17 protein-coding genes are annotated in these 14,893 nt (G+C 40.0%); 15 read left to right on the top strand and 2 right to left on the bottom strand.

Features of this window, described 5'->3' with window-relative positions; genetic code table 11:
* Together MUO14_RS00530 and MUO14_RS00525 are read right to left on the bottom strand one after the other, a co-directional pair.
* Positions 1 to 684 (bottom strand): queuosine precursor transporter, encoded by a 684-nt coding sequence (locus MUO14_RS00530; RefSeq protein WP_244753135.1) that lies wholly within the window; start codon positions 682 to 684, stop codon positions 1 to 3.
* Positions 685 to 874: 190 nt separating this feature from the next.
* Positions 875 to 1,075 carry a cold-shock protein gene (locus MUO14_RS00525; protein WP_244753134.1) on the bottom strand — a complete coding sequence of 67 codons (201 nt, stop codon included), beginning with the start codon at positions 1,073 to 1,075 and terminating at the stop codon, positions 875 to 877.
* 303 nt (positions 1,076 to 1,378) lie between these two features.
* Here MUO14_RS00525 and MUO14_RS00520 point away from each other — a divergent pair, with 303 nt between their 5' ends.
* From MUO14_RS00520 to MUO14_RS00450, 15 genes are all read left to right on the top strand, one after another.
* Positions 1,379 to 3,049 carry a formate--tetrahydrofolate ligase gene (locus MUO14_RS00520; RefSeq protein ID WP_244753132.1) on the top strand — a complete coding sequence of 557 codons (1,671 nt, stop codon included), beginning with the start codon at positions 1,379 to 1,381 and terminating at the stop codon, positions 3,047 to 3,049.
* Between the two features lie 139 nt (positions 3,050 to 3,188).
* Positions 3,189 to 4,043 carry a DUF72 domain-containing protein gene (locus MUO14_RS00515; RefSeq protein WP_244753131.1) on the top strand — a complete coding sequence of 285 codons (855 nt, stop codon included), beginning with the start codon at positions 3,189 to 3,191 and terminating at the stop codon, positions 4,041 to 4,043.
* 15 nt (positions 4,044 to 4,058) lie between these two features.
* Positions 4,059 to 4,649 carry an HD domain-containing protein gene (locus MUO14_RS00510; RefSeq protein WP_244753130.1) on the top strand — a complete coding sequence of 197 codons (591 nt, stop codon included), beginning with the start codon at positions 4,059 to 4,061 and terminating at the stop codon, positions 4,647 to 4,649.
* 31 nt (positions 4,650 to 4,680) lie between these two features.
* The gene (locus tag MUO14_RS00505) at positions 4,681 to 5,640 is read left to right on the top strand and encodes a thymidylate synthase (RefSeq protein WP_244753128.1); all 960 of its coding nucleotides are present in this window, start codon (positions 4,681 to 4,683) and stop codon (positions 5,638 to 5,640) included.
* A gap of 44 nt (positions 5,641 to 5,684) precedes the next feature.
* Positions 5,685 to 6,179, top strand: a complete 495-nt coding sequence (locus tag MUO14_RS00500) for a dihydrofolate reductase (protein WP_244753127.1) — start codon at positions 5,685 to 5,687, stop codon at positions 6,177 to 6,179.
* Positions 6,179 to 6,787 carry a molybdenum cofactor guanylyltransferase gene (gene mobA / locus MUO14_RS00495; protein WP_244753126.1) on the top strand — a complete coding sequence of 203 codons (609 nt, stop codon included), beginning with the start codon at positions 6,179 to 6,181 and terminating at the stop codon, positions 6,785 to 6,787. The genes MUO14_RS00500 and mobA overlap by 1 nt, the downstream gene beginning before the upstream one ends.
* Before the next feature lie 143 nt (positions 6,788 to 6,930).
* On the top strand, positions 6,931 to 7,146 hold the full coding sequence (gene tatA / locus MUO14_RS00490) for a twin-arginine translocase TatA/TatE family subunit (protein ID WP_244753125.1): 216 nt from the start codon (positions 6,931 to 6,933) through the stop codon (positions 7,144 to 7,146).
* 23 nt (positions 7,147 to 7,169) lie between these two features.
* Positions 7,170 to 7,352 (top strand): twin-arginine translocase TatA/TatE family subunit, encoded by a 183-nt coding sequence (tatA, locus tag MUO14_RS00485; RefSeq protein ID WP_244753124.1) that lies wholly within the window; start codon positions 7,170 to 7,172, stop codon positions 7,350 to 7,352.
* 93 nt (positions 7,353 to 7,445) lie between these two features.
* Positions 7,446 to 8,195 carry a twin-arginine translocase subunit TatC gene (tatC, locus tag MUO14_RS00480; RefSeq protein WP_244753122.1) on the top strand — a complete coding sequence of 250 codons (750 nt, stop codon included), beginning with the start codon at positions 7,446 to 7,448 and terminating at the stop codon, positions 8,193 to 8,195.
* A gap of 302 nt (positions 8,196 to 8,497) precedes the next feature.
* The gene (locus MUO14_RS00475) at positions 8,498 to 8,719 is read left to right on the top strand and encodes a YozE family protein (RefSeq protein ID WP_244753121.1); all 222 of its coding nucleotides are present in this window, start codon (positions 8,498 to 8,500) and stop codon (positions 8,717 to 8,719) included.
* 114 nt (positions 8,720 to 8,833) lie between these two features.
* Positions 8,834 to 9,988: an exonuclease SbcCD subunit D gene (locus MUO14_RS00470; protein WP_244753120.1), complete on the top strand. Its 1,155-nt coding sequence runs from the start codon at positions 8,834 to 8,836 to the stop codon at positions 9,986 to 9,988.
* Between the two features lie 2 nt (positions 9,989 to 9,990).
* Positions 9,991 to 13,110, top strand: a complete 3,120-nt coding sequence (locus tag MUO14_RS00465) for an AAA family ATPase (RefSeq protein ID WP_244753119.1) — start codon at positions 9,991 to 9,993, stop codon at positions 13,108 to 13,110.
* Positions 13,111 to 13,191: 81 nt separating this feature from the next.
* Positions 13,192 to 13,440, top strand: coding sequence for a DUF2584 family protein (locus tag MUO14_RS00460; protein ID WP_244753118.1), 249 nt, complete (start codon positions 13,192 to 13,194; stop codon positions 13,438 to 13,440).
* Positions 13,441 to 13,594: 154 nt separating this feature from the next.
* Positions 13,595 to 14,281, top strand: a complete 687-nt coding sequence (locus MUO14_RS00455) for a uracil-DNA glycosylase (protein WP_244753117.1) — start codon at positions 13,595 to 13,597, stop codon at positions 14,279 to 14,281.
* 64 nt (positions 14,282 to 14,345) lie between these two features.
* Positions 14,346 to 14,837: a VrrA/YqfQ family protein gene (locus tag MUO14_RS00450; protein ID WP_244753116.1), complete on the top strand. Its 492-nt coding sequence runs from the start codon at positions 14,346 to 14,348 to the stop codon at positions 14,835 to 14,837.
* The last annotated feature ends 56 nt before the right edge of the window (positions 14,838 to 14,893 follow it).

Below are 14,893 nucleotides of genomic sequence, written 5' to 3'. Positions count from 1 at the left end.
CTAAACAGATTCATTACCTTCAATTTTTTTAGCCGCATACAAAAACGGGGTATCAAGCACGGCTACAATAAATTTAATAAGGTACGTCGTTAAAAATATTTCAAACCAAACGTCTAGAGGATACAATCCATAAAAAGCGATTCCGCAAAAAATAGCACTGTCTAACAATTGACTTATCATCGTACTTCCGTTATTTCTGACCCAGAGTGATCGGTCACTTGGAAAGATTCGTTTTATTTTGGAGTAAAGCCAGACATCAACATATTGACTGCAAATAAAAGCGGTTAAACTTCCTAATGCGATTTGAGGAGCGATCCCGAACAACGTTTCTAACGCAGGCTGGGCGATGTCACTCTGTCCAGGTGTAAAGTGAATCGCTGCTTGCATCATAATTGTCATGATAATTAACGTAGAAAATCCCATCCATACAGCTTTTTTAGCCACATGTTTCCCGTATTTTTCATTGAGAATATCTGTAGCGAGAAAAACGGTACCATAGATAATGTTACCGAGTGTGGCAGTCAGCCCAAACAACTCTATTGTTTTAACAACTTGTATGTTAGCGATGACAGTGGACATCCCAATCCAAACAAATAAACCAGGCTTCCCAAATAACCTGTAGATTCCTAATAATAAACTAAAATTAACAAGGGCAAATAGGATCCATAAAGATTCATTACTCACCTTATTTCCTCCAATACATCTACATAAATATAATTGCAGGTACAATGCAACAGCCATAAATTATACGACGAGTCTGCATCAAATTCAAGAACTAAAGTGCAAGTCTCCAATAACCACATTCAGCTTTTTATATAGTACGCTGGACAATAAAAAAGCACCAACCTTCTTAAGATTGGCACTTTGTGTATGTTTATTCCTTTACAACATTTGCAGCTTGAGGTCCACGATCGCCTTCGACAATTTCAAAAGTGACGGTTTGGCCTTCCTCAAGAGATTTAAAGCCTTCTTCTTGAATCGCAGAGAAGTGAACGAATACATCGTCTCCACCCTCAACTTGAATAAAGCCGTAACCTTTTTCTGCATTAAACCATTTTACTGTACCCTTTTCCATAGATCATATCCTCCTAAAATCTTGCACGTAAAACGTGGGAATTACAAATAAGATAGACAAAAAAACCACAGACCAGATGGAATAATAAAATCCAATGTAGGTCTATGGGAGTGTCATGTTCTTTATCATTCCGTTTATCTTATTTGCTTATAAAGTAATATATCGTATCTATTTTTTATAGTCAATATAAAACAAGATAATTGAAAGAAAATTAAAACTTTTGCTATTTTTGAATGATTCGATCAGTATTCCCAGCTTTAAGTTATACTATAATTAGTTAAGAAATGGGAAGGGGAATTGAATATGAAGACCGACATTGAAATTGCTTTAGAAGCTGACATGCAACCTATTGGTGACATTGCAGCACAACTATCGTTAACAGCCGAAGATTTTGAACCGTATGGCCATTATAAAGCGAAACTCTCGGACAATTTACTTGATAAACTCTCATCAAGGCCTGAGGGAAAGGTAATTTTAACGACTTCTATCAATCCAACACCAGCCGGCGAAGGGAAATCAACCGTCACTGTTGGCTTAGGTCAAGCTTTGAATCGCTTGAATAAACATGCCATTATCGCTCTAAGAGAACCTTCTCTTGGTCCTACAATGGGGATAAAGGGTGGCGCAGCAGGTGGAGGTTATTCACAAGTTGTTCCTATGCAGGAAATCAACCTTCATTTCACTGGCGATATCCATGCGATCACAACGGCTAACAACGCCTTATCAGCGTTTATTGATAACCACATCCATCATGGAAATGAACTCCAGATCGATCCGAGAAGAGTGGAATGGAAGCGGGTGCTAGATATTAATGATAGAGCACTCAGGCAAGTGAATGTTGGCCTTGGAGGACCTGCAAAAGGGGTTCCGCGTGAAGATGGGTTTACTATTACAGTGGCATCCGAAATCATGGCAGTTCTTTGTTTGGCGAATGAAATTCAGGACTTAAAAGCGAGACTAGCACGGATTGTCATCGGTTATACATATGATAAGAAGCCTGTTACGGTACATCAACTCGGGTTCGAAGGTGCGCTAACCCTCCTATTAAAAGATGCGTTTAAGCCAAATCTCGTACAGACATTGGAAAATACACCTGCCATTATCCATGGTGGTCCGTTTGCTAATATCGCCCATGGGTGTAATAGTGTTATGGCCACAAAGATCGCTGCCAAACTAGGTGATTATGTAGTTACTGAAGCAGGATTTGGAGCGGATCTTGGCGCTGAAAAGTTTTTGGACATCAAGACAAGGGCCGGACATTTCGAGCCGGATACAGTTGTCATCGTTGCTACGATCAGAGCCTTAAAGATGCATGGGGGAGTTAATAAGAATCAGCTCACGACAGAAGACCTTGAAGCATTAAAACAAGGAATGACTAATTTAAAAAAGCATATCGAAACAATTGAGCAGTTTAACTTACCTTACGTTGTTGCGATTAACAAGTTTCCGACCGATACAGAGCAGGAAATTAATTCTCTTACGGAATGGTGTAAACAAAAGAGAGTAGAAGTGGCTTTGGTTGATGTTTTCTCACAAGGTGGTGAAGGCGGAATAGAGCTAGCCCAGAAAGTGATCGAGAGTTCTGAGAGGAAAACAGGTGCGGTATCTTACACCTATGATCTTGATGATTCGATTGAGGAGAAAATCTATAAAATTGTGACAAAGGTATATGGCGGGGATCGTGTGGAATTCTCATCTACAGCTAAGAAACAGTTACAACAGTTAGAAAGAGAGGGCCATGATAAACTGCCCATTTGTATGGCTAAAACACAATATTCGTTATCTGATGACCCTATGTTAATAGGGCGTCCTGAAGGATTTACGATTACTGTTCGGGAATTACGTGCTTCTGTTGGTGCTGGTTTTATTGTGGCTTTGACAGGCGATGTCATGACAATGCCCGGGCTGCCCAAAAAGCCGGCTGCCTTAAATATGGATGTAACGGAAGATGGAATAATCACCGGATTATTTTAACCATCTTAAACCCATACCCCCTCGGACACATTTTATCGTCAGAGGGGCTATTTTTTGATACAATTTGTATAGAAAAGCGAAATGGTGTGAAGTCTGCCTTTTGCAGCTAGACAACAGAAAAGAGAAAGGAGGAAAACAATTGGGCATTCAAATCGGTTTGACAGGTTGGGGAGACCACCCTTCCCTGTACTCAGATCAAACAAAACCAGAGGATAAGCTGGCAAGCTATGCTTCACATTTCCCGGTCGTTGAAGTCGATACAGCTTTTTACGCGATTCAACCGATAAAACATTATCAGAAATGGTTGAGCCAGACACCTGACCGTTTCTCTTTTGTTATTAAAGCATTTCAGCAGTTGACGGGTCATGATCGTGAAACAAGAACAGTTCAAGAGGCTAAGGACCTTGTCAAGCGGTACGAAGAATCTATTCAGCCTGTGGTTGAAGCCGGTCAAGTGAATGCCTTACTCTTTCAATTTCCTCCCTGGTTTGATGTTCGTAAAGAGCACATTAAAAAATTACGATTGCTTAAAGAGTGGCTCGAACCTTATCCCGTTGCACTGGAGTTTAGAAATCGGACGTGGTTTGATCCGCCATACAAAGAGCAGACCTTAACTTTTATGCGTGATCACCAGTGGATCCATACGATCTGTGATGAACCACAGGCTGGAGAGGGCTCGGTTCCTTTAATAGCTGAACCAACCCACCCATCTAAAACACTAATACGTTTCCACGGCAGGAATCTACATGGTTGGAATAAAAATGGCCGGAAAGACTGGAGAAAGGTACGTTTTCTTTATCGTTATAACGAGCAGGAATTATCTGAATGGAAAGATAGAATCCTTGTTCTTGAAAAGAAAACACCTCAAATAACGGCTTTATTTAATAACAATTCTGGAGGAGATGCCGCCGAAAACGCCAAGCAGTTTCAAGAGTTGTTAAATATAAACTATACTGATTTAAACCCCAGACAAATGGATTTATTCCAGTTTTAGAGGTGTTTTATAAAAATGGATAGGTTACTAGCCGCCATACAAGGTTACGTTCGCGAGTATTTTGACAATGATTCAACAGGACATGATTATTACCATATGAAAAGGGTAGCATCCTGGGCGCGGTTTATTGCTGAACAGGAAGGGGCTGACCCGTTTATATGTGAAGTGTCCGGATGGCTGCACGATATGGGGGATGCCAAGCTATTTGCTAATCCAGAGGAAGCTAAGAAAAACGTCATGTGTTTTCTTAGTGAGCAAGGAATAGATGAAGCGTCCAGCAATGAAATTAAAATGGCGATGGAGGATGTCTCCTTTTCTAAAGGCGCCGTACCTAAGACGTTGGAGGGGAAGATTGTACAAGATGCTGACAGACTTGATGCCATTGGAGCCATTGGTATTGCTAGAACATTTGCTTACGGGGGAGCTCATGGCCAGCTCATTCATAGTGAACAATCAGAATCAGCCACATCTATTCAACATTTTCACGATAAGCTTTTAAAAATATCTGCCTTGATACATACGTCTAGTGCCAGAAAAGAAGCTGAAAAACGCCATCAATTTATCGTTGATTATTTGAAACGTTTTTCAAATGAGTGGAGCTTATAGAACAAGATTTACCATTACAGGGGGAACGAAAATGAGTCAGAGCGAAACAAGTTATTTGAATTTATGTAGATATGTCTTACGTAATGGCACGAAGAAAGAAGATCGGACAGGAACGGGGACGTATTCCACCTTCGGCTATCAAATGAGATTTAATTTACAGGAGGGATTTCCTTTACTAACAACAAAAAAAATTCCCTTTCGTCTAATAGTCAGTGAGTTACTTTGGTTTATTAACGGGGATACAAACATTCGCTATTTATTGCAGCATAATAATAATATTTGGAATGAATGGGCTTTTGAATCTTATGTAACAAGTGAAGAATATCAAGGGCCAGATATGACGGATTTCGGAAGACGCAGTCAAGTTGATCCTGAGTTTAAATCATTGTATGACAAAGAGATGAATGGTTTTAAACAACGCATTCTAGAAGATGATGATTTCAGTGAACGCTTCGGAAACCTAGGAGCTGTATATGGTAAGCAATGGCGTGATTGGCAAACTTCGAGAGGAGATACGATTGATCAGTTGGCTTATGTCATTGAAAGTATTAAGAAAAATCCCGATTCGAGGCGGCATATGGTAACAGCATGGAATCCTGAAGATGTTCCCTCAAATATGGCGCTGCCTCCATGTCATACGATGTTCCAATTTTACGTAGCCGAGGGTCGTTTGTCTTGCCAGCTTTATCAAAGAAGTGCGGATATCTTCCTAGGTGTACCTTTTAATATTGCAAGCTATGCATTGCTGACTCACTTAATTGCTCATGAATGCGATCTTGAGGTTGGGGAATTCATTCATACCTTGGGGGACGCTCATATTTATAGCAATCATATCGAACAAATTAATAAGCAGCTCACGCGTGAGCTGCTGCCACTACCAAACGTTCGCCTTACTAATGAAAAGAACAGTGTTTTTGACTTTGATATGGAGGATATTCAACTTCAAGGATATGATCCCCACCCAGGTATAAAAGCCCCTGTAGCTGTGTAATTTTAAAGGATAGGATTCTATCCTATAATTTGAGGAGTGGATATATGATTTCCTTTGTATTTGCAATGGATAAAAATCAATTAATTGGTAAAAATAACGACTTACCCTGGCATATCCCAAATGATTTTAAATTTTTCAAAGAAACGACATGGGAACATACGATCATTATGGGGAGAAAGACATTTGAATCTTTTGGGAAGCCTCTTCCTGAGAGAAAACATATTATATTGACGTCGGATGAGGAGTATGAAGTAGAGGGCTGTGAGATTATTCACTCTGTTGATGAGATTATTAAGCTGAACCAAACATACCCCGAAAAGGAATGGTTTGTGATTGGCGGGGGTGTTTTGTTTGAATCTATGCTCCCCTATGCAGATCGGATGTATATGACGTATATTGATCATGCTTTTGAAGGGGATGCGTATTTCCCTGTTTTTGAGGAAGCGGATTGGCGTCTGGTTGAGGAAACAAAGGGGATTAAAAATAAAAAAAACCCTTACGATTATTATTTTAGAATTTATGATCGCGTAAGAGCATAATGCATCCTGACGAACCAATTTGTGGTGCGATTCTTGCAGGCGGCGGTTCAACAAGAATGGGGACAGATAAAGCTGTTCTTCCTCTAGGCGAGCAGACTGTCCTGGAGTGTATTATAAATGTAATGGAGCAAGTATGTGGTCATGTTGTCGTCAATCGAAATAAACCGCTCACCTCCATCACATCAAAAATCGAATATATTCATGATGAATATTCAGATGCAGGGCCACTTGCTGGGTTGCACGCTGTTTTGAAAAATACGAAAGAACCTGCTGTCTTGCTGTCAGCTTGTGATACTCCTTTTATTCAAGAGGATGTTCTACGCTATCTCCTGGAGCAACGATCAAACCAGACAACAGCTATTGTTCCGGTGCATGAAGGGAGAATTCAGCCACTGTCAGCAATCTACCAGGGAGATCTTCTTCCTATTATCGAGCAGCTGCTAAGTGATGGGAAACGAAGTATGCGTTGTTTGTTGGATCAAATCGACGTCCAATATGTATCAATTTTTCCTTCTATACCGATGGATCGATTAAATGATCACTTTTTTAATATGAATACACAGGGTGAGTATGAGCAGGCCAACACTCTTTTTAGAAAATATCAGTAACTGGAGACATTTCGCATAGATCATGATATGATAGGTGCAAGTTCGCTAGTTTATAATGACCATAGCAGTGCTATCCAAACTGTTGATTTGATAGCATCATGCCATAGAAAAGTTTTACTTATTAAAGAAGGACGGTGAAGCTCATGCTTTCAAGTATAGGGATTCCTGGGTTAATACTTATATTACTCGTTGCTCTTGTCGTCTTTGGTCCGAAGAAACTTCCTGAGATTGGTAAAGCAACAGGACAAACATTAAAAGAATTTAAAAATTCAGCCCGTGATTTAACTGGAGATGCGAAAGAGGAATTTTCTGAAGCTAAAAATATGATCAGTGATAAGGATTCTAAGAAAAATGATTAATTGTTATACTGGGAGTGATATCCATGCTATCTAACATTGGTGTTCCAGGCCTTATTTTGATTTTGATTATTGCTTTAGTTATTTTTGGACCATCAAAACTTCCTGAAATCGGGAAGGCTTTTGGCAGCTCACTTAAAGAGTTTAAGAAAGCAACCGGGGACATGATGAATGACGACCAAGAGTCAAAAAAAGATAATAAAAAGTAAGTGTTCAAAAAGTAAATAAAACAGCAAGATGTAAGGGAGTAACACCCTTACATCTTATTTGTGTCAGGCAATAGACAGCCTGGAGGTGAAGAGATGTCCGAAGAATTTAATAGTAAAGACATAGAGATGAATGTCACCGACCATTTAAGTGAATTGAGAAAGCGAATTATATGGACATTGGCGACGTTTATCCTCTTCTTTATTTTAGGGTTTATTTATGTTAGAGAAATTTATAGCTTTTTTGAAAAAGATATTCCATTTGAACTTAATATGACAAGTCCTGGCGAAATTATTTGGATTTTTTTTACGATGGCCAGCCTAGTTGCACTTGTAGCCACACTGCCTATGTTAAGTCTTCAGCTCTGGTTATTTGTAAAGCCTGCCCTTACTCCTAAGGAGCGAAAAGTTTCTTTAGCTTACATACCTGCTGTTTTTTTACTTTTCGTAGCCGGATTAAGCTTTGGCTATACAGTATTTGTACAGCTTATCCTGCCGTTTCTGTTATCGTTAAATGATGGGATGTTTAATGAGCTATTTACAGTCGAACGCTATTTTAAATTCGTTTTTCGTGTAACCATTCCATTTGCCCTTCTTTTTGAAATTCCTATTATTGTAATGTTTCTTACAAGCTTAGGGATAGTCAATCCGGAATGGCTCGTTAAAGTTAGAAAGTATGCTTATTTTGTTCTGATTATTATTGGAACGATGATTTCTCCGCCTGACTTTGTATTGCAACTTGTCGTTGCTATTCCGCTAATTATTTTGTATGAAGTGAGTATAATTTTATCTAGAGTTGTTTACCGTAGAAAGCTTAAGGCTCACCAGGAGTTTATGGATGAATAATACAAAGATGGGAACTCTCTGTTATAGAGAGTTCTTTTTTAACAGAGAGTGTTCAGTCACCAAATGATAAACAGCGAATTTCTTCGTTGCTCGGTTTTTCCGGTCCTCAAAACTTTCGCGCCTCGAACTTCTTTCGACGCACAAGGAACGTGCTCATGTCGACTTGTCACAGGATGTGACGATCTTTGTCGACGTTCTCATTCTTCAACTTTTTGAACACACACTAACAGGTAATGTTTTGCTTAAATAGGACGAACGTGATAAAACATAATCAAAGGAATAATTAAAGAGGAGAGAGGGATATGAGATCATTTTATCATTATATGATGCGTTATCGGGGTAATAAACAGGCTGATGATGAAAAACAGCTGGCCGACTGGATGTTTGAGGATCACAGCTTTCCTAAGCAAGCTACCGCTTATCATGAATTAAGCAGCTATCTGGAATGGAATATCCCCTTTACAAATGCGTTAGCGGTATTTGACCGCTTATATGATGCTTATCAGATAGAAGAAGGCGATTAATTTTCTAAAAGATATCTCACTCATGGGGTATCTTTTATTTTTTCAAGCTTTTCATCATCTAGTATAATAATAGTATATAATCTATCAACCTATTTTAGAAAGTAGGGGTTTCCCGTGAAAATCTTACATACAGCAGATTGGCATTTAGGTAAAATCGTCAATAATGTATATATGACTGAAGATCAGGAGTATATTCTTGAACAATTCCTAACTATCGTTGAACAACAACAGCCGGATGTCATCATTATTGCGGGCGATTTATATGATCGTGCTATTCCTCCTAAGCAGGCTGTCGAATTGTTGAATGATACGTTCACTACACTTATTAATGATTTTAATATTCCGGTGCTGGCCATTTCAGGTAATCATGATAGTCCAGATAGACTGGAATTTGGATCGCAGTTATTTAGAAAGCAAGAGCTTTATCTTGATACAAAACTCTCGAAAGATTATCAAGCTGTGACCATCCATGATTACTACGGACCGATTCATTTTCACTTGATCCCGTATGTTGAACCGGCAGAAGTTGCCTATATGTTTGATGATCATGAGGTACGTTCCCACCAACAGGCAGCAGCAAAGCTTATTGCTCACATTAAAGAAAAATATAATATGAAGGAGCGTCATGTTTGGATTGGCCATGCCTTTTTAGCAGGGGGGATGGAATCTGAATCTGAAGAGCGATTGTCGATGATTGGAGGCAGCCCCTATATAGATGCGAATCTTTTTGAAGCGTTCACGTATGTTGCCTTAGGCCACTTGCATCAGTCCCAAAAAGTAGGTAAAGAAAACATTCGTTATAGTGGGTCTATTCTGAAATACTCTTTTTCAGAAGTGAATCATAACAAATCTGTCACCATTGTTGATGTCGATGAAAAAGGGGATACGGAAATAGATAAAGTCCCTTTACACCCTACGCGTGATTTCGAGCGAATCGAAGGCTATTTTGATGAATTATTACAGGGAAAGGCAGCAGACAATCACGAAAGCTATCTCCATGTTCGTTTACTAGATGATGGGCAGCTGATAGACCCGATGGGAAAACTAAGAAAGGTGTACCCTAATATATTACATCTTGAACGTGTGACTTCAGCTAACCCATCGAAACTTGAAGATGTTAGTAAAATGAAAGAACGTCAGCAGTTATCCCCTGACACTCTATTTGCATCTTTTTATCAAGATATTAAGGATAACTCTATGTCTGAGCATCGGACAAAACTAGTCAGAGAAGCAATTGAAACGTTGAAACAGAAAGAAAGGGGACAGTAACGATGAAAGCATTAACGCTTACAATGAACGCGTTTGGTCCCTATAAGAAAAAACAAGTCATCGATTTCACCGAGCTTGGGGAAGAATCTATTTTTTTGATTACGGGACCTACTGGGGCAGGGAAGACGACGATCTTTGATGCCATCTGTTTTGCTCTCTATGGCAGGGCTAGTGGAACAGATCGGGATCAGGATACATTGCGGAGTCACTTTTCCGAACCAAATGAAACAACTTATGTTCATTTCCATTTTCGTCTGCGTGGAAAAGAATACAGGGTTGTTCGGATGCCGAAACAAGTAAGGAAAAAAGAGCGAGGGGAAGGCTTTAAAGATGAACCAACCAGAGCTGAACTCTTTATGGAGCTTCCTGATGGTAACGAACAATTGCTTGCTTCGAAAGTTAAAGAGGTCAATGACAACATAGAGCAGCTGCTCAGTTTAGATTATGAGCAATTTCGCAAGATGATCATGATTCCTCAAGGAGAATTTAGAAAGTTGATCTCTGAAAATAGTAAGGAACGGGAAGAGATCTTACAACGTATCTTCAGGACTCACTTTTTTGCTCAGTTAACCGATTATTTCAAGGATTCGTCAAAGTCGCTAGAAAAAGAAATTGAACAGTTTCAATGGGAAATTGATCAGGTTGTAAACCGTATCGATTGGGGAGAAGAAGACGCGGTTGACTCGAAAAGTGAAGATCCGGATTATATCCTTGAGCGTTTACACACCCGACTGACCACACAGCAACAGGAAAAGGAAGAGCAGTCAGTACAAGTACAGGCCTTAGTGAAGCAAACTGATCAAGTCCAGGAACAGTACCATGAGGCGAAAGCCATGGAGGAATTATTTAAAGAACAAGAAATATTACAAAAAGAGAACAGCGAGCTGATCAGCCAAAAACAGTCTTTCCAAGCTTTGGCGCAAAAAGTGACAGCTGCTAAACAAGCACTTCAAGTTCTCCCTTATGAACGACAGCTCAAGGATCGTCAATCTGAATTAAAAAAACTTAGCGAAGATCAGCAGGAAAAAGAGAAAATAAAGGTTCAAATACAACAAAGTTTTAAAGAAACCGCTGCCAGTTACCAACAGGAGGCGGAGAACGAATCATACCGAGAACAGTTGAAGGAACAATGGAAACGGAAACAAGAGATGAGGGAAAAACTAGATGAACTTATCTGTTTAGAAGATGAAGTGGATAAATACGATAAACGGGTGGCTCAAGAGAAAAACAAACTTGATGAAATCAAAGGCCAGAAGGAAAAATTAGCAACACAAAAGCAGGAGCTGACAAAGAAGTCTGCTAGTGAAAGAGAAGTGACAGCTGACAAATACTTTCATAAAGAGAAAGTGGATGATCTTAAACGCCAGAAGAAGGATATAGTCACTCTAAAAAATGAATGGATTAAGCTGCACAACTTGCGGTCTCGTTACGCGACACTAGCCAGCTCCTTTAACGAAACAAAAGAAGAGCGAAGGCTTGCAAAAGACAATTACGATACAGCAGTTGATGAATTAAAGCAACACCATGCTTACCATTTAGCCGTTGGATTACATGAGGAAGAGGCCTGTCCTGTATGTGGGGCTCATAAGCATCCATCCTTAGCGACGAAGCCACCAGGTGTACAAAGTGCTGAAGCTATCGATCAACTTAAAAAGGCCTACGAATCAGCAGATCAGACCTTTCAAGAAAAACAAGAACAGCTATTGACCATAAAGGCAGAGGGAGAATCACAAAAGCAACTGGTTGAGACCCTTTTCAAACCTTTTGAGCAACAAATGGAAGCGCAGTCGAACCAAGCAATCGACAAAGTGTATGCTCATATAACTGAACAGCTGCAGAACCATGAACAAAAATTAACTGAGCTTGATCAGCGACTTGTATCTATACAAGAGGCTGCAAAACAGCTTGCTTCCCTTGAGGAACAAGTCAACCATGTGATGAAAGAAGAAGAGGAACACAATAAACAGTACAATACCTTACTGCAGGAGCGAGTTGGCTGCTCATCACAACGGGACCAAATGAAGCAGACCTATACGTTTGATACGGTGGATCGAAACGAAATGGATCTGCTTGTTACGAAAAGCGAAAAGCAATACAAGGAAGCTTTGGAAGAATGGGAAGCGATTCATAGGAATTACCAAAAAATTGAACAAATGCTGCAAGAATCAGTTACTGAAGAAAAACAGGTCGAACAATTTGTGCAAAAAGCGCAAAACTTACTAACCGACAAACAACAACAATTTAATCAAACGCTCGACCAATTTCATTTTCAATCCGTTGACGACTATAAAAACGCACTACTGCCTAAGGAAGAAGTCGATTCTCTCGATCAGAAACTCAATCACTATCATCAACGAGTAGCCATTGTTGAGCAGAGAATGAAGGAAGTGGCCAGCCGTCTTTCCGACCAGGAAAGGCCAAAGCTTGATGAGCTTTACCAAACATGGCAGTATAAAAAACAACACGTGCAAACAAGTCAACAAACCTTGAATGAAATGGAAATCAGCTACAAACAAAATAAGAATCTGCACGAGAATATGCAAGGGTTGCTTGAGGGTCAACGTGATAAAGCAAAACAATATTATGATCTAGCTGAACTTGCGAATCTTGCTAAAGGGAATAACCACCTAAGGCTTTCCTTGGAGCGTTATGTACTTGCATCGTATTTAGACGAAATTCTAATACAGGCGAATGTACGTTTAGATCAAATGAGTGACCATCGTTATCAGTTGATAAGGAGTGATGCAGTCGCTAAAAAAGGGGCCCAAAGCGGGTTAGATTTAGAAGTGATCGACCATCATACAGGCCAGCAGCGATCTGTCAAAACGTTATCAGGTGGGGAAGGGTTTAAGGCCAGTTTAAGTTTGGCATTAGGGATGGCCGATGTTGTCCAATCGCATGCCGGCGGGGTCCAGCTCGATACACTGTTTATTGATGAAGGTTTCGGCACGCTAGATGAACTGTCCCTTGAACAAGCCATCAACTGCCTAAGAGGATTACAAGATGGAAACCGGATACTCGGCATTATTTCCCATGTATCGCAATTGAAAGAAGAAATTCCTGCTAAGCTTCATATTCACACAGGTGTAGAAGGTTCAACGGTGCAGTTCAATTTTCAATAAAAAAGTTCTCAAGTTACGTGACAGGTCTGCTGCTTCAAGCTAGACTATGAATAAATGAAGAATAGGGGAGGGTACATTTTTATGTCTACACCTTTATCAATGGAATGGTCGTTAATTACAGAAGGACATGAGGAAAGGGTTCATTCAAATGATAATTTATTCCAAATTGTTTTTGATGGATATAAGTTATTTCCAATGAACGAAAAGGTTGACGTACGGAGAACTAGAAAATCTGATCAAATCGGAACAGGAATGATTGAGGAAATTGTGTTAAAAGACAATACAACCATTTGCAAATATCGATTAATTTCACTTTATTCTGTCAACTAGAATCCCTTGTAATACGCACTTTTGTCACTTCCTGCGCTTGCCCGGGAAATAATAGGGGAACTACAGTGGAAATAATGTAGGATGTTCAAAAAGTCATCAAATGATCAACGGCGAATGTCTTCGTTTTTGAACACACACTAGAAAGGAGATGGGGATGAGAATTTTTCAAAATGACTGGGAAGCAATCCTTGGTGATGAGTTAAATAAACCTTATTACTTACAATTAAGGGAAAGGTTAAAACAAGAATATCAATCGAATAGGGTGTTTCCTCACATGAATGATATTTATGCAGCCTTTCATGAAACTCCTTACCAAGATACAAAGGTTGTAATTATCGGCCAGGATCCCTACCATGGTGAAAATCAGGCTCATGGGTTTAGTTTCTCTGTGAAACAAGGTGTAGCCGTTCCGCCATCCCTGCGTAATATTTATAAAGAGTTAGAGAATGACTTAGCTATATCACCACCCAATCACGGAAATTTATTATCTTGGGCTCGGCAAGGAGTCTTGCTTCTGAATAATGTCTTAACAGTCAGAGCACATCAGGCTCATTCTCATAAAGGAATGGGGTGGGAGACGTTTACTGATCGTGTGATTGAAGCACTAAATGAACGAGAAAAGCCGGTCGTTTTTATTTTATGGGGCAATCAAGCCAAACAGAAGGCGGCATCTGTCGACCGAGACAAGCACGAGGTGATCCAATCGGTGCACCCTAGTCCTTTATCTGCCCACCGTGGCTTTTTTGGAAGCCGTCCGTTTTCTAAAGCGAACTCCTTTCTTGAATCAATCGGCGAAACACCTATTGATTGGGCTCTTCCGGACTCAACACGTCAATTATAATAGCCCACTCAGTATCATATCCCCCGCATAGGCTATGTTAAAACAAGTGACGGAGGAGTCCAGTATGTTTTATAGAAATCAACCACCATATGGTCCGATGGGAATGGGAAGAGGAATGTATCCAGGATATCAACAGCCGCAAGGAATGAGGAAGTTCTTAGCCCCTTTCTTAAACCGTGGCGGTGGTGCAGGTGCAAGATCCTTTGGTGGTCCATCATCATTTGGTGCTAGTCCTTTTACTAGCGCGTTTCCTCCCACTTCTGCAGCACAGACGGCTGCTAGCGGTGGAGCAAATTGGTTAGGGAACCTTCAAGGGGCTTTGAAGGCAGTGCAATCTGCTGCTCCAATGGTTCAACAATACGGGCCAATGGTCAAAAATATTCCGGCGATGATCAATATGATGAAGTTAATGAACGAATCAGATGAAGAAACGGAAGAAGAAAATGATAACGATGACCAATCATCCGAGAGTGTAAGTGAAGCTGTAAGTTCAAACCATGAACCTGAAGTTCAAAAAAAACAGCAAGGAACTTCCCAGCCTAAGTTATATATTTAGGCCGGGCAGGTTTCTTGATTTTTTTTATAAAATTAGAAAGAATAAAAGAGAACCAA

This window comes from Halobacillus shinanisalinarum, assembly GCF_022919835.1.
GTDB lineage: Bacteria > Bacillota > Bacilli > Bacillales > Halobacillaceae > Halobacillus_A > Halobacillus_A shinanisalinarum.
This window is presented reverse-complemented; position numbering and strand designations above follow the sequence as displayed.